Genomic DNA, 15,390 nt, shown 5'->3' with positions numbered 1-15,390 from the left:
ATCAATGCTGCCATTTTCCAATACCGTGATCTCTGCAGCGGCCGCATCCCAGGAAAGGCCGCGGATTTGCATACAGGAAGCTTTGCATGCCCAGCCCACTTGGTTATTCATCTGTTTCATCGGCAAGTCTGACGGGCAATGCGCAAGTCGACAGTTTGATCTATGGCACCTATTGGACTCACGGTGCGTCTACTACGTCTCTGACGTACAGTTTCATGACCACCAACTCCTATTTCTCTCGTTTTTATAGCGACTTCAACGAGTATCAGTCCGGCTATGTCCTGGACCCGGCGCAGAAAACCGCCATTGTCAGCGCACTTGCTGAATGGAGTTCGGTGGCCAACATCAAATTCACCGAGGTCAACGAAAGCTTCATCAACGTCGGTGACTTGCGATTCGGCGGGTATGGGGACATGGACACCGACACGGCAGCCTGGGGTTATTTCCCTGGTCGAAGCGCCGCCGCCGGTGATGTCTGGATCGGTTCAGTGACGAATGATCCGAATCCAGTCCAAGGCTCCTACGACTACTTGACCTTCATGCATGAGATCGGCCATGCGCTGGGTTTGAAGCATCCGTTTTCCCAGGGCCTGACGAACTCCACGGTACTCGCTACGCAGTACGATGATGTTCGTTACACGATCATGAGCTACACCAACGCTTACTCCTACGAGCCGACCACGCCCATGCTGTTGGATATTGCCGCCATCCAGAGGCTCTATGGCGCCAACACCCAGTGGCAGACCGGTAATAACACCTATAGCTGGGCAACTGACCAGTCGGTTTTCGAAACCATCTGGGACGCAGGTGGCAATGACACGATCGATGCCAGCAATCAGGCGGAAGCAGTCCGTATCAACCTGAATGAGGGGCAGTTCAGCAAGATCGGCCAGGCGTTCCTGGATAGCGACCAGAAGGCTTTCAATGAAGGGCTGGCGATAGCGTATGGGGCCAAGATCGAAAACGCAGTCGGCTCAGCCAATGACGACACCCTGATAGGTAATGCGCTGGGTAACGTCCTGAATGGACTTGCCGGCAAGGATACGATGATCGGCGGTGCAGGCAACGATACCTATGTGGTCGATAACCTGGCGGATGTTGTCAGCGAGACCAGTGCCCTGGCCAGCGAAATCGACACCGTGCGTTCTTCGGTAAGCTGGACTCTCGGTGCAAACCTGGAAAATCTTACGCTGACCGGTAGTGATAACCTCAACGGGACAGGCAATGCGCTGAGCAACGTGCTGACCGGTAACTCCGGCGATAACGTGCTGGATGGCGGAGCGGGTGTTGATACTCTGATCGGTGGGACCGGCAATGACATTTACGTCGTTGATAATCTGAAGGATATAGTCAGCGAAACCAGTACCCCGGGCAGTGAAGTTGATACCGTGCGTTCTTCGGTGAGCTGGACGCTGGGCGCCAACCTGGAAAACCTCACGCTGACCGGCACCGCCCTCATCAATGGCACCGGCAACGGCTTGAGCAACGTGCTGATTGGCAACGCCGCCGCCAACGTGCTCAATGGCCTGGGCGGTGCGGATACGATGATTGGCGGGGCAGGCAACGATACCTATGTGGTCGACGCCATCGGGGACACGATCACAGAGGATGGTACGTCGCTAACGGAAGTCGACAGCGTCTTTTCATCGGTTAGCTACACCTTGGGCAGTAACCTGGAAAACCTCACGCTGACAGGTGTAGCCTCTATCAATGCAACCGGCAACGCGTTGAACAACCGCCTTATCGGTAACTCGGGTGCAAACACCCTGGATGGCGGCGCTGGCATTGACACCCTCATTGGCGGCACCGGCAACGATACCTATGTAGTCGACAACCTGCAGGACCTCATCAGCGAAACCAGTACCCTGGCCAGCGAAATCGACACCGTGCGTTCTTCGGTCACTTGGACTTTGGGCGCGAATCTGGAAAACCTCACGCAGACTGGCGTAGCCGCTATTAACGGCACTGGCAACGCACTGAACAATGTGCTGACCGGCAACACCGGAAACAACGTGCTGGACGGCGGCGCGGGTGCCGATACCTTGATCGGCGGTACCGGCAACGACACGTATATCGTCGACAACCTGAAGGACATCGTCAGCGAAACCAGTACCCTGGACAGCGAAATCGATACCGTGCGTTCGTCGGTGAGCTGGACCCTGGGCGCCAATCTGGAAAACCTCTCGCTGATCGGTACCGCCGCTATCAATGGTATCGGCAACGCACTGGACAACGTGCTGATCGGCAATGCCGCCGCCAACGTGCTCAATGGCCTGGGCGGTGCGGATACCATGATTGGCGGGGCAGGCAACGATACCTACGTGGTCGATAATATCGGTGACACGGTCACCGAGGCCGGTGCATCGCTCACCGAAATCGACAGCGTCCTGTCGTCCATCAGCTACGCCCTCGGTACCAATCTCGAAATCCTGACGCTCAGCGGCACCGGCAATATCGACGGCACCGGCAATGCCCTGAACAATCGAATCACCGGTAACGCCGGCGCCAACGTGCTGGACGGTGGCCTGGGTATCGACACCCTCATCGGTGGGGCCGGTAACGACACCTACGTGGTCGACAACCTCAAGGATGTCGTCAGCGAAACCAGCACCCTGGCGAGTGAAATCGATACCGTGCGCTCCTCGGTGAGTTGGACCCTGGGCGCCAACCTGGAAAACCTCACGCTGACTGGCAACGCCGCCGTCAACGGCACCGGTAACGCTCTGGGCAACGTATTGATCGGCAACGCCGGCAACAACGTGCTCAATGGCGGAGCCGGGCGGGACACCCTGATCGGCGGCGCCGGGAATGACACCTATCTTGTCGATAACCTCGGTGACACGGTCACCGAGCTCGCCGGCGAAGGCCGCGATCTGGTACGCACGTCGGTCAGTCATACCCTGTCGGCCAACGTCGAGGACGGTCAGTTGCTCGGCATTGGCGCCATCAACCTTGTCGGTAACGCCTCGGACAACAGCCTGGTCGGCAACAGTGCCGCCAACGTGTTGAATGGCCTGGACGGTGCGGACATCCTGGACGGCGGCGCGGGAGCCGATACCTTGATCGGCGGTACCGGCAACGACACGTATATCGTCGACAACCTCAAGGACATCGTCAGCGAAACCAGTACCCTGGACAGCGAAATCGATACCGTGCGTTCGTCGGTGAGCTGGACCCTGGGCGCCAATCTGGAAAACCTCACGCTGACGGGTGTTGCCGCAATCAATGGAGCCGGCAACGCCTTGGATAACGTGCTGATCGGCAATGCCGCCGCCAACGTGCTCAATGGCCTGGGCGGTGCGGATACGATGATTGGCGCGGCAGGCAACGATACCTACGTGGTCGATAATATCGGTGACACGGTCACCGAGGCCGGTGCGTCGCTCACCGAAATCGACAGCGTCCTGTCGTCCATCAGCTACGCCCTCGGTACCAATCTCGAAATCCTGGCGCTCAGCGGCACCGGCAATATCGACGGCACCGGCAATGCCCTGAACAATCGAATCACCGGTAACGCCGGCGCCAACGTGCTGGACGGTGGCCTGGGTATCGACACCCTCATCGGTGGGGCCGGTAACGACACCTACGTGGTCGACAACCTCAAGGATGTCGTCAGCGAAACCAGCACCCTGGCGAGTGAAATCGATACCGTGCGCTCCTCGGTGAGTTGGACCCTGGGCGCCAACCTGGAAAACCTCACGCTGACTGGCAACGCCGCCGTCAACGGCACCGGTAACGCTCTGGGCAACGTATTGATCGGCAACGCCGGCAACAACGTGCTCAATGGCGGAGCCGGGCGGGACACCCTGATCGGCGGCGCCGGGAATGACACCTATCTTGTCGATAACCTCGGTGACACGGTCACCGAGCTCGCCGGCGAAGGCCGCGATCTGGTACGCACGTCGGTCAGTCATACCCTGTCGGCCAACGTCGAGGACGGTCAGTTGCTCGGCATTGGCGCCATCAACCTTGTCGGTAACGCCTCGGACAACAGCCTGGTCGGCAACAGTGCCGCCAACGTGTTGAATGGCCTGGACGGTGCGGACATCCTGGACGGCGGCGCGGGAGCCGATACCTTGATCGGTGGTACCGGCAACGACACGTATATCGTCGACAACCTGAAGGACATCGTCAGCGAAACCAGTACCCTGGACAGCGAAATCGATACCGTGCGTTCGTCGGTGAGCTGGACCCTGGGCGCCAATCTGGAAAACCTCTCGCTGATCGGTACCGCCGCTATCAATGGTATCGGCAACGCACTGGACAACGTGCTGATCGGCAATGCCGCCGCCAACGTGCTCAATGGCCTGGGCGGTGCGGATACCATGATTGGCGGGGCAGGCAACGATACCTACGTGGTCGATAATATCGGTGACACGGTCACCGAGGCCGGTGCATCGCTCACCGAAATCGACAGCGTCCTGTCGTCCATCAGCTACGCCCTCGGTACCAATCTCGAAATCCTGACGCTCAGCGGCACCGGCAATATCGACGGCACCGGCAATGCCCTGAACAATCGAATCACCGGTAACGCCGGCGCCAACGTGCTGGACGGTGGCCTGGGTATCGACACCCTCATCGGTGGGGCCGGTAACGACACCTACGTGGTCGACAACCTCAAGGATGTCGTCAGCGAAACCAGCACCCTGGCGAGTGAAATCGATACCGTGCGCTCCTCGGTGAGTTGGACCCTGGGCGCCAACCTGGAAAACCTCACGCTGACTGGCAACGCCGCCGTCAACGGCACCGGTAACGCTCTGGGCAACGTATTGATCGGCAACGCCGGCAACAACGTGCTCAACGGCGGAGCCGGGCGGGACACCCTGATCGGCGGTGCGGGGAATGACACCTATCTTGTCGATAACCTCGGTGACACGGTCACCGAGCTCGCCGGCGAAGGCCGCGATCTGGTACGCACGTCGGTCAGTCATACCCTGTCGACCAACGTCGAGGACGGTCAGTTGCTCGGCATTGGCGCCATCAACCTTGTCGGTAACGCCTCGGACAACAGCCTGGTCGGCAACAGTGCCGCCAACGTGTTGAATGGCCTGGACGGTGCGGACATCCTGGACGGCGGCGCGGGAGCCGATACCTTGATCGGTGGTACCGGCAACGACACGTATATCGTCGACAACCTCAAGGACGTCATCAGCGAAACCAGTACCCTGGACAGCGAAATCGATACCGTGCGTTCGTCGGTGAGCTGGACCCTGGGCGCCAATCTGGAAAACCTCTCGCTGATCGGTACCGCGGCTATCAATGGTATCGGCAACGCACTGGACAACGTGCTGACCGGCAACGCTGCCAGCAATACGCTGAACGGCGGCGCAGGCAACGATCAACTTGATGGCGGCGCAGGCAATGATCTGCTGATCGGCGGCATTGGCACTGACACCCTGAGCGGTGGTGCTGGAGCCGACCGATTTGTGTTCAGCGCGCTGAATGAGCTGGGTATCGACGTTGCCCGCGACGTCATTACGGATTTCAGCAGGCTCCAAGGCGACAAACTTGACCTGTCGAAGCTGGATGCCAATATCCTCGCCACAGGGATCAACAAATTCAGCTTCATCGATTCGGCTGACTTCAGCGGTGCAGGGCAATTGCGCTTCGTCGATCATGTGCTTTCCGGCAACATCGACGGCAATCTGGGAGCGGATTTCGAAATCCAGCTGGTGGGTGTCAACACCTTCAGCGCCAGTGATCTGGTCGCCTGACCGATCGGCTTATGAGTCATTGTGGCGAGGGGATAAATTCCTTCGCCACAAAAATATTTCCGCCAGCCTGTCGATTTCCCCCATCGCCATTCGATTAACCATGGAACCGCTGCAATGGCGGCTTAACTCAGCATCAGGAGATAAGACCATGCGATTTTTGGTGATCGTCAAAGCCAGTCCGGAATCGGAAGCCGGAGAAATGCCCAGTGAAGCGTTGCTGACCGCCATGGGCGCCTACAATGAAGAATTGGTCAAGGCCGGGGTAATGCTCGCGGGTGAAGGCCTGCACCCCAGTTCCAAGGGCGTACGCGTACAGTTTTCCGGCAAGGACCGGACCGTCGTCGACGGCCCCTTTGCTGAAACCAAGGAGCTGATCGCCGGCTTCTGGATCTTCCAGGTCCAGTCGCTGCAGGAGGCCATTGACTGGGTCAAGCGTTGTCCAAACCCGATGGTCAGCGACAGCGACATCGAGATCCGGCAGATCTTCGAAATGGATGATTTCGGCGAGACCTTTACTCCCGACCTGCGCGAGCAGGAAGCACGTCTGCGGGCGCAGATGTCTGATCAATCGTAAAACCTGACACCAGGAGATCCGACCATGAGAATCATTCCCTACCTGACCTTCAACGGTAACTGCAAGGAAGCCTTCGCCTTGTACAAGGACGTGCTGGGCGGCGAGCTGTTTTCCATGTCCTTTGCCGAAGCGCCTGAAGAGACGGGCATGCCCAAGGATAACGACTTGATCCTGCATGCCTGCCTGACCGTGGACGACTTCAGCCTGATGGCCTCCGATTGCCCGCCAGGCCAGCCTTACCGCAAACCGCAGGGTGTTTCGGTGTCCCTCAATGTCGACAGCGTGGCCGAGGCCGAGCGACTGTTCAATGGCTTGAGTGCGGGGGGCAGCGTGCTCATGCCGTTGGCAAAGACTTTCTGGGCGGAACGTTTCGCCATGTTCGAAGACCGTTTCGGGATTGCCTGGATGGTCAACTGCGAAGGTGCGAAGTAGGGGGCGAACGGGGCGTCGGTCTAGAGCGACGCCCTGATTACCAACGGGCAATCCACTGGCTGGGTGCCCGTGACCTCAAGCGTTTCGATCAGGTGCCGGGCGGCCCGGCGGCCGATCTCGTAGTACGGCAGTTGCACCGTGGTCAGGGGCGGGATGAACAGTTCGGCGATGCCGATCATGTTGTCATAGCCGAGCACGGCCACGTCACCGGGAATCTTCAGGCCACGGCCCAACAGCAACTGATAGGCACAAAAGGCAATGCGGTCGTTGCCGCAGATCAGGATGTCGAACTCGGGGCGGCCGTCGACGATGTGCCGGTCGAGGATGGTGGCGGTTTCACCATAGGCATCGTGATCGGAGAGGTCGTATTGCAACAGTGCTTCGGGAGGCAGCCCGAATGCCTGGCAGGCACGCTGCAGGCCGACCTGTCGCAGGCCCCAGGCAAGGCTGCGTTTTGGCAGATTGATGCACAGCGGGCGCCGATAGCCCTGGCTCAAGGCGTGATGCACGGCGCGATGCTGGCCGGTCTCGTCATCGGGCACATAACTGACCAGGCGACCGTCATCCTCCAGGCAGTTGGCGAGCACCAGCGGTTTGCTCTTCAGGCGCTCGGGAATGCTCACCTGGCGCAACCCCATGGCACTGAAGATCAACCCGTCGGGCCGGTGCGAGAGCATCAGGTCGATGTCCTGGTCGGTGGGCGGGTTGTTCAACAGGTTGAGGATGAAGACGTTCCAGCCTGCCTGCTGCGCGGTCTGTTCGATGGACAGCAGCAGCTCGACCGCGAACGGCGTGGTCGCAGTGTCCAGGGCGAACACTCCGATGGTCCGTGCCTGGAGGTTATCGCCACGCATTCTGCGTGCCGACAGGCTCGGTACGAACTGCAACTCATCAATGGCGCTCCGTACCCGCTGAAGGGTTTCGGCGCTCAGTTTTTCCGGATTGTTGAGCGCTCTGGAAACCGTCATAAGGGACACGCCGGCCAGCTGTGCAACGTCTTTCACTGAAGTCATGCGAAGTGGGGCCCATCAGGTTGACGGGCAATCATGACACAGGGTCCGGGCTTCTCGCGACCGTTCATAGCCAGCCTGATCCCAGCGGCCATGCCCTTGGAATGGAGACGCGCCCGCCGGACCCGCTGGCCAGCAACTTCACCCCCAGGCTGTCGGGGCGGGGATAGAGGCGGCTGCTGAGGCTGAAGCGTCCGCTCTGGTCAAACACCTCGATGGACGAACGATCAAGAAACACGCGCAATTCCAGGTGCTCGAGTGATGGGTCTATCGGCACGCTGCGCTGACCGTCGACTTGCGCCCCCGAGCGACTGCGATCCAGTACCAGGCGTTGCAACGCCCCATCGTAGTAGAGCAGGGTTTGTTCGGCGCTTTCGTCATCAGTGCTGCAGCGCAAGGCGACGCCCAGATGACCGTCGGTGCAGCCGAGCAGGTCCAGGTGCACCAGGAGCTCGAGCCGGTCGCCGTTGATGTGCGACACCCCTTGAGTGCCCGGACCGGCCGACGGTGGGGGGCCTGGAAACGGTGCTTGGCGCAAGGCCGTCAGCTCCCGCGCCGGGAACACGCGCAGGCGATCGCCATGCAGCTCAAGTTCGCGGGGCAGACCGAGCATGCCGCACCAGTGATGTGCCTGGCTCGGCATCGGGCTCTCCCACATGTCGAGCCACGCCCACATCAGGCGTCGACCATCGGCGGCTTCCAGTGTCTGCGCAGCGTAGAAGTCATGGCCATTATCCAGTTCGATGAAGGGCCCGCCGACGAAGTGCCAATCGCTGTCGAGCCGGCCTACCCGGTAACCGGCCTGGTACTTGTTGAGACGTTCGTAACCCTGGGGATACATGCCCTGGGGGGAATACAGCAGCACATCGCGTCCGCCCAGTCGAAACAGATCCGGGCACTCCCACATATAGCCGTCGCCTTCACCGCCCCGGTCGACATAATCGAGGAACTCCCAGGTGTGCAGATCCGTCGAGCGGTACAGCGGCAGCAGTGGCGTGTCGCCCAGGCGAGCGCCGGCAATCAGGTACCAATGGTCATCTTGCTTCCAGACCTTGGGATCACGAAAGTGCATGATCGTGTCCTCGGGTGGGCGTTCGATCACCGCGCCGTGCTTGACGAAGTGAATGCCGTCGACGCTGGTGGCCAGGCACTGGACTTGCCGGATCAGGCGTTCATCTCCCATATCCCCCAGCCACGCATGCCCGGTGTAGATCAGCGCCAGGGTATCTCCGCACACCACCGCACTGCCGGAAAAGCACCCGTCGCGGTCGAAGTCGTCGCCCGGTGCCAGGGCAATCGGCAGATGCTGCCAATGGACCAGGTCGACGCTCTTGGCATGGCCCCAGTACATGGGGCCCCATTTCGCTTCGAAGGGATGGTGTTGATAGAACACATGGTATTCGCCGCGAAAGTACACCACTCCGTTAGGGTCGTTCATCCAGCCCGCCACAGGGGCAAGATGATAGTCGGGTCGGTAATCCTGGATCACGCGGGACTGGCCATCGCTCAGCGCCTGCTGTGCATGTTCAAGGGCCGGGGACAGGGTTGCAGGGGGCATAGGTGCGTTCTTGGTATTCAAAGACAAGGTCATAGGGCGCCTGCGGGTGCCGGGTGCAGTGGCACGCTATCGGGCAGGGTTTCAAGGGCGTGGCGCTTCAAGGCCACCCCGTCGGTATCGAACAGGTGCAGATTGTCGGTTTCCAGGCGCAGTGTGACCCGGTCGCCTACCTGCCAGCCTGCGTTCACCTCGCAACGACAGATCAAAGGCTCGTCCTGGCCGGTATCGACGTGCACATAGGTTTCGCTACCGAGGTATTCGACCCCGGTCACGACCACGCCAGCGGATCCTGGCGCGGCTTCCAGCGTCATGTGTTCCGGGCGGATCCCCAGGCTCAGTTGGGTGTCCGCCGCGAGGCCGGAGCTGTCGAAGGGCAGGGATACCTTGCCCAACACGAAGCTTTCCACCAGGCTGGTTTCCCCTGGCGCATGCAGAAACGCCGCAAGAAAATTCATCCTGGGCGAGCCCAGGAAACCGGCGACAAAGCGGCTGGCCGGGCGCTCGTAAAGTTCACGCGGCGAGCCGACCTGCTCGATGCGACCACCGTTGAGCACGACAATTTTGTCGGCCAGGGTCATCGCCTCGACCTGATCGTGGGTGACGTAGATCACGGTCGAACCCAGCCGGGCGTGCAACCGGGCGATTTCGTTGCGCATCTGCACGCGCAGGGAGGCATCCAGGTTGGACAGCGGTTCATCGAACAACAGGATGTCCGGTTCCCTCGCCATGGCCCTGCCCATGGCCACCCGCTGACGCTGGCCCCCCGACAACTCCTTTGGCTTGCGTTGCAGGAGCTTGTCCAGTTGCAGGATCTGCGCGGTTTTCAGCACGCGCTCGCGCAGGCTGGTCTTTTCGGTCTTGGCCAGTTTGAGCCCGAAACTGATGTTGTCGTAGACGGTCATGTGCGGGTACAGCGCATATGACTGGAAGACCATGCCAACGCCACGCTCACGGGGTTCCAGGTCATTGACCCGGCGTCCGTCGATCAGCAGGTCGCCGCCACAGATCGAGTCAAGTCCGGCGATCAGGCGTAGCAAGGTCGATTTTCCGCAACCGGACGGGCCGACGAACACCACGAACTCACCCGCCGCGATGTCCAGGCTGACATCGCGCAGAATGCGCGCGCCACCCAATTGTTTGTTCACGTTGTGCAGTTTCAATTTGCTCACGATGGGGTTCCTTGTCTTTATGGGGCCTCAGCCCTTCAACGCGCCGGCGGTAAGTCCGGAAACGATCCGGCGTTGGAAGATCAGCACCAGGATGACCAGTGGGACAGTGACCAGCACCGACGCCGCCATCAGCAACCCCCAAGGCAGTTCATGGGAGCTGCCGCCAGAGATAAGGGCGATGGCGACCGGGACCGTGCGTTGGGTGTCGGTCAGGGTGAACGTCAGGGCAAACAGGAATTCGTTCCAGGCCGCAATGAAGGCCAGCAGGCCGGTGGTGACCAGTGCCGGCCAGAGCAGCGGCAGCAACACGCGGGTCAGCGTGACCCAGGGTGAGGCCCCGTCCATGATTGCCGCTTCCTCCAATTCGTGGGGCAGTTGTCCCATGAAAGTCGTCAGCACCCAGACGGTGAAGGGCAAGGTGAAAATCGTGTAGCTCAGGATCAGTGCCCAGGACGTGTTGTAAAGGCCCAGGGCCCGTATCACCTCGAACAGCCCGGACAGCACGGCGACCTGAGGAAACATCGACACGCCCAGGACCAGCATCAACACCGTGCCTCGGCCACGAAACTTGACCCTGCCCAATGCATAGGCAGCCGTCAGGCTGAGGAACAGCGCCAGCGCGACCACGCACAGCGAAACCACCAGCGAATTGCCGATGGCCCGCAGGAACGAGGCTTGCTGGAGTACTGCGGCATAGTTGGAAAAGTCAGGGTTGTCGATCCAGTAGCTCACCTGGAACAAGGCCGTGGATGACTTCAGCGACGTGACGATGGCGTAGTAGAAAGGGAAGACCGCATACAGCAGCAGGATCCCGATCAGGCACCAGAACCCGAGGCGCAACAGCGCTTTTTTCAGCAGTCGCCGATTCATGAGCGGACCTCCATCTGGCGGCGTCCGAGGTACAGATAGACGATGGCGATCACTGCCACGACCAGGAACAGCAGGCTCGAGGCGGCGCTGCCGTAACCGACGTCCTGGAATTCCACCAGGTGCTGACGGGCGTAGACCGACATGCTCATGGTGCTCGACGAATTCGAGGTCAGCACATAGATGACATCGAACACCCGCAAGGCGTCGAGAATGCGGAAGATCGCTGCCACCAGCAGCGCCGGCAGCAGCAATGGCAGGGTGACCCGCCAGAACACTTTCAACGGGTGGATGCCATCGACCCGTGCGGCTTCGTAGCAATCGCCCGGCAACATCTGCAAGGCAGCCAGCATCAACAGCGTGACAAAAGGGACGGTCTTCCAGACGTCGACGATAATTACCGCCCACATCGACAGCTGCGCATCTGCGGTCCAGGCCAGGGGCGCGTCAATCAGACCGAGGCCCAGCATCAGGTGATTGATGATGCCGAACTGGTCGTTGAGCATCCATGACCAGATCTTTGCCGAGACAATGGTCGGAATCGCCCAGGGAATCAGGATCAATGCCCGTACCAGGGCGCGCCCGGTGAACCGCACGTTGAGCAACAGCGCCACCAGAAGCCCCAGGACCATTTCCAGTCCCACCGACACCACGGTGAAATGCAGGGTGTTGCGCACCGCGTTCCACCATTGCGGATCCACCAGCACGCCGGACCAGCCGGAGTCGCTGTAGAACAGATAATTGCTCAAGCCGACAAAGGTGCCGCCGCTGGTGTCCGCGAGGCTGGCGTCGGTCAGGCTGAACCAGAGCGTACGCAGCAGCGGCCAGGCCGCCACCAGAGTCAGGCACAGCAGCATCGGCGCCAGGAACAGCCAGGCGGCGCGTACTCGACGGCGTTGTACCGGCGTTTCCCGGGCGGGCAGGTGCTCGGCGCAGGGCGCGTGGGCAGAAGAGACAGACATGGTGATTTCCTTCCTTGTGGCTTACCAGTTCCGGCGTTTGATGCGCGTGAGTTCGCTTTCCAGGTCGACCAGCGCCTGATCGACCGGCAACTCTCCAGCCAGGACTCCGTGGACTTGATCGAAGAACGCATTGGAGACCCGTGGGTAGCGGGCGGCAGTGATGGCGGCGGGGCGCATGACCCCATCGTTGAGGATGTTGTGCAACTGGCTGTAATACGGCATGGCCGCGAGCAGCTCAGGGTCTTGGTAGAGCGACTCGATAACCGGGTTGTAGGCACCCACCAGCGCACGATGTTTCTGTTGTTGGGCGCTGGTCAGGTAGCTCACCAGTTCCGCAGCAAGCTTGGGCCTGGCGCTGTAGCGCGATACCGCCAGGCCCCAGCCACCGAGGGTGGAAGCATGGCTGCCGGTCGCGCCGCCACGAGGCAGGGGCGCGACGCCGACCTTGTCCTTCACTGCACTGTCAGGACTCTGCACCAGGGCCCAGGCATACGGCCAGTTGCGCATGAACAGGGCATTGCCCGACTGGAATACCCCACGTCCTTCCTCTTCGGTGTAATTGAGCACGCCACGGGGAGATATATCGCCTACCCAGCTTTTCGCCAGCGTCAGCGCAGCCCTTGAGGCGTGGTTATTGACCACGATGTCGCCTTGCGGATTGACCAGGCCGCCGTCCGGTTGACTGCTGATCCACTCCAGCGCGTTGCACGTCAGGCCCTCATAGGCGCGCCCCTGGAAGACGTAACCCCATGCATTGGCATTTCCGGCGTTGCGCTCTGCCTGTTGCACAGCCCTGGCGGTAGCGGTCATTTCCTCCCAGGTCTGGGGGACCTGCTTGTCGTACTTATCGAGCAAGTCCTTGCGGTAATACAACAGCCCCGAGTCGGTGAACCACGGCATCGTGACCAGCCGCCCATTCACCGTGGCGTTATCCACCTGGGCCTGGAAGTAGCCTTGGGTCGCGTTGGCGGGGAGTATCTCGCGCAAATCCATCAAGTGGTTGGCCAGCATCCCCGGCCACACCATGTCGATCTGGATGATGTCGATGTCGCTGGACTGCGCACTGAGGATCTGCTGGTAGAACGACAACCGCTCGGTTGCCGAGTTTGGCGTGGAAACCACGTCGACGCTGTGGCCGGTCTGTTTCGACCAGGCCTCGACAGCCTCTTTGCACAGTTGCAACTCCGCACCCACCGCGCCGCAGGAGATCGTCAGATCGGCTGCGCTGGAAAGGCAGGGAAGCCCGGCAAGAGCGCTGAACAGCGCTGCTGGAAGGAGCGATTTGAGTCGTTTCATAAAGCCCTCTTTATTTTTGTTTTTATAAAAGTTAACGTTAACATCGCCAAATGTAGCAGCGTATTTGCGATGAGGCACCCTTTTTTTCGTGGAATGTGACAATTGATCCTCCATGAAAAAGAGGTCGGTCGCGAGACAGAACAATAAAAACAAAACAGGGAAATCCACATGCAGAAAGCATCAAGCTGGCTCATTGCGGGCGTGCTCGGAACCTCGGCGGCGACTGTCCAGGCCGCAACACTGGAAGAGCGCATGGCAGCCTTCGAAGCCCGCACCAGCGTAGCGGAAGAGCGCGCAGCCGCAGCCGAACAGCAGGCCCAGGCACTCGCCAGGGAACTGCAGCAACTCAAGCTCACGCATCCTGGCTTGCAACCGACAGCCTCCGTTGCGAGCACTCCCGTGGCACCCACCCTGGACGCGCGGTTGGCAAAACTCGAAGCCAATCAGCAAAACCTGGAAAAGGCGGGCAGCGGCGGACACCTCTCCGACGGGTTCAGCTTCAAGGGCTACGCCCGCTCCGGATTGCTGATCAACGATGGGCTGGGAGGAGGGCGCGGCGGTCCCTACACCACACCGGCCGGTTCCGTGGGTGGCGCGGTCGGACGACTGGGCAACGAGGACGACACCTACATGCGCATCGACCTGTCGAAAGAGCTGTACGCGCAGAACGGCACCCGTTCCAAATTCACCGTTTCCATTGCCGATGGTGTGGAAAGCTCCAATGACTGGACCGCCGAAGAAAGCAACCTGAACGTGCGCCAGGTGTTTACCGAACTCGACCATCTTGCCGCGTTCAAGGGCAATCCGATGTTCGAGAAGGCCACCCTATGGGCAGGCAAGCGATTCGACCGGGACAACTTCGATATCCATTGGCTGGACTCGGACGTCGTCTACCTGGCCGGTACCGGCGGTGGCATCTACGACGTGCAGATGAGCAAGGATTGGCGTTCCAACTACTCGTTGATCGGGCGTAACTACGGGGACTTCAGTGAGGGTGGGGTCAATGCCGATGTGGAGAGCTATGTCCTGACCTCCAATCAGTTTTTTGCCAACGGAGAGTGGCAGTGGATGTTCAATGGCATCGGCTCGAAGAAAAACGATTTCAGCACCCGCACCAACGAAGCGGGTCTGGCCCCGGCGGATTCCGGCCTGCACAGCATGATCGCGAATCATCAGCGCAGTTTTTTTGGCCGGGAAGGCTTCTTCAAGACGGCGCTGCTCTATGGTCAAGGCCTGGGCGCGGAGGTCAAGAACATCGGTGCGGACGGCGAGCTGATCGACGAAGCCCGTGCCCTGCGCCTGGCGCTCTACGGTGAAACCCCGATTGCGCCCGGCTGGCGCATTGGCCCCAGCTTGCTGGCCGAGCAGAGCAAGGACCGTTACGTCAAGGGGGATGACTACCGCTGGATGACCCTGAACGTGCGACTGGCCAACGAGATCAACAGCAATTTCGAGATGGCCTATGAGATGAGCTGGCAGACCATGGACCTCGATCCCAAGGGCTACAAACAGCGTAACGCGGTGGACGGCAACTTCTGGAAATTCACCGTTGCACCAACATTCAAGCCTGACTTGGGCGACCTGCTCACCCGTCCTGAATTGCGGGTGTTCGCGAGCGTCATGAACTGGTCTTCGGATCTGGACCGTTACAGTGCCTCGGATTCGTTTGGCAAGACGGATTTCAACGCAGGTGGGGTCTGGCAGTACGGCATTCAGATGGAAACGTGGTTCTAGGACACGCCAATCGGTTTGACAGTGGAGCGTGGTTTTTGTGGCGAGGGAACAAGCTCCCTCGCCACAAGGAATGG

Annotated in this window: 10 protein-coding genes; 4 read left to right on the top strand and 6 right to left on the bottom strand. The window is 60.2% G+C overall.

Annotation, left to right across the window (positions count from 1 at the left end):
• Window positions 1-86 precede the first annotated feature (86 nt).
• The 3 genes from QZH45_RS16825 to QZH45_RS16815 all read left to right on the top strand — a co-directional run bounded on the left by QZH45_RS16825 (window position 87) and on the right by QZH45_RS16815 (window position 6,720).
• Window positions 87-5,714 carry a M10 family metallopeptidase gene (locus QZH45_RS16825; protein ID WP_069018243.1) on the top strand — a complete coding sequence of 1,876 codons (5,628 nt, stop codon included), beginning with the start codon at window positions 87-89 and terminating at the stop codon, window positions 5,712-5,714.
• A gap of 148 nt (window positions 5,715-5,862) precedes the next feature.
• Window positions 5,863-6,288, top strand: coding sequence for a YciI family protein (locus QZH45_RS16820; protein WP_024778557.1), 426 nt, complete (start codon window positions 5,863-5,865; stop codon window positions 6,286-6,288).
• Window positions 6,289-6,312: 24 nt separating this feature from the next.
• Complete coding sequence (locus tag QZH45_RS16815) at window positions 6,313-6,720, top strand: VOC family protein (protein ID WP_053194123.1); 408 nt, start codon at window positions 6,313-6,315, stop codon at window positions 6,718-6,720.
• A gap of 20 nt (window positions 6,721-6,740) precedes the next feature.
• Here the strand turns inward: QZH45_RS16815 and QZH45_RS16810 are convergent, their stop codons facing one another.
• From QZH45_RS16810 to QZH45_RS16785, 6 genes are all read right to left on the bottom strand, one after another.
• Complete coding sequence (locus tag QZH45_RS16810) at window positions 6,741-7,733, bottom strand: LacI family DNA-binding transcriptional regulator (RefSeq protein ID WP_053194122.1); 993 nt, start codon at window positions 7,731-7,733, stop codon at window positions 6,741-6,743.
• 64 nt (window positions 7,734-7,797) lie between these two features.
• Window positions 7,798-9,321, bottom strand: a complete 1,524-nt coding sequence (locus tag QZH45_RS16805; RefSeq protein WP_053194120.1) for a glycoside hydrolase family 32 protein — start codon at window positions 9,319-9,321, stop codon at window positions 7,798-7,800.
• Window positions 9,318-10,457: an ABC transporter ATP-binding protein gene (locus QZH45_RS16800; RefSeq protein WP_053194118.1), complete on the bottom strand. Its 1,140-nt coding sequence runs from the start codon at window positions 10,455-10,457 to the stop codon at window positions 9,318-9,320. Before QZH45_RS16800 ends, QZH45_RS16805 begins: the two co-directional genes overlap by 4 nt.
• Before the next feature lie 27 nt (window positions 10,458-10,484).
• Window positions 10,485-11,327 (bottom strand): carbohydrate ABC transporter permease, encoded by an 843-nt coding sequence (locus QZH45_RS16795; protein WP_024778552.1) that lies wholly within the window; start codon window positions 11,325-11,327, stop codon window positions 10,485-10,487.
• Window positions 11,324-12,286: a carbohydrate ABC transporter permease gene (locus QZH45_RS16790; RefSeq protein WP_024778551.1), complete on the bottom strand. Its 963-nt coding sequence runs from the start codon at window positions 12,284-12,286 to the stop codon at window positions 11,324-11,326. The genes QZH45_RS16795 and QZH45_RS16790 overlap by 4 nt, the downstream gene beginning before the upstream one ends.
• Window positions 12,287-12,307: 21 nt before the next feature.
• Window positions 12,308-13,582 carry an ABC transporter substrate-binding protein gene (locus tag QZH45_RS16785; protein WP_024778550.1) on the bottom strand — a complete coding sequence of 425 codons (1,275 nt, stop codon included), beginning with the start codon at window positions 13,580-13,582 and terminating at the stop codon, window positions 12,308-12,310.
• A gap of 168 nt (window positions 13,583-13,750) precedes the next feature.
• Here QZH45_RS16785 and QZH45_RS16780 point away from each other — a divergent pair, with 168 nt between their 5' ends.
• On the top strand, window positions 13,751-15,316 hold the full coding sequence (locus tag QZH45_RS16780; protein ID WP_024778549.1) for a carbohydrate porin: 1,566 nt from the start codon (window positions 13,751-13,753) through the stop codon (window positions 15,314-15,316).
• The last annotated feature ends 74 nt before the right edge of the window (window positions 15,317-15,390 follow it).

This window comes from Pseudomonas corrugata, assembly GCF_050920615.1.
GTDB classification, from domain to species: domain Bacteria; phylum Pseudomonadota; class Gammaproteobacteria; order Pseudomonadales; family Pseudomonadaceae; genus Aquipseudomonas; species Aquipseudomonas corrugata.
Note: the sequence above shows the minus strand (reverse complement) of the source record. Positions and strands in the feature narration are given on the sequence as shown.

Coding starts and splice junctions, on each gene's coding strand:
- QZH45_RS16825 (WP_069018243.1), top strand. CDS start 87: ATGCCCAGCCCACTTGGTTATTCATCTGTTTCATCGGCAAGTCTGACG.
- QZH45_RS16820 (WP_024778557.1), top strand. CDS start 5,863: ATGCGATTTTTGGTGATCGTCAAAGCCAGTCCGGAATCGGAAGCCGGA.
- QZH45_RS16815 (WP_053194123.1), top strand. CDS start 6,313: ATGAGAATCATTCCCTACCTGACCTTCAACGGTAACTGCAAGGAAGCC.
- QZH45_RS16810 (WP_053194122.1), bottom strand. CDS start 7,733: ATGACTTCAGTGAAAGACGTTGCACAGCTGGCCGGCGTGTCCCTTATG.
- QZH45_RS16805 (WP_053194120.1), bottom strand. CDS start 9,321: ATGACCTTGTCTTTGAATACCAAGAACGCACCTATGCCCCCTGCAACC.
- QZH45_RS16795 (WP_024778552.1), bottom strand. CDS start 11,327: ATGAATCGGCGACTGCTGAAAAAAGCGCTGTTGCGCCTCGGGTTCTGG.
- QZH45_RS16790 (WP_024778551.1), bottom strand. CDS start 12,286: ATGTCTGTCTCTTCTGCCCACGCGCCCTGCGCCGAGCACCTGCCCGCC.
- QZH45_RS16785 (WP_024778550.1), bottom strand. CDS start 13,582: ATGAAACGACTCAAATCGCTCCTTCCAGCAGCGCTGTTCAGCGCTCTT.
- QZH45_RS16780 (WP_024778549.1), top strand. CDS start 13,751: ATGCAGAAAGCATCAAGCTGGCTCATTGCGGGCGTGCTCGGAACCTCG.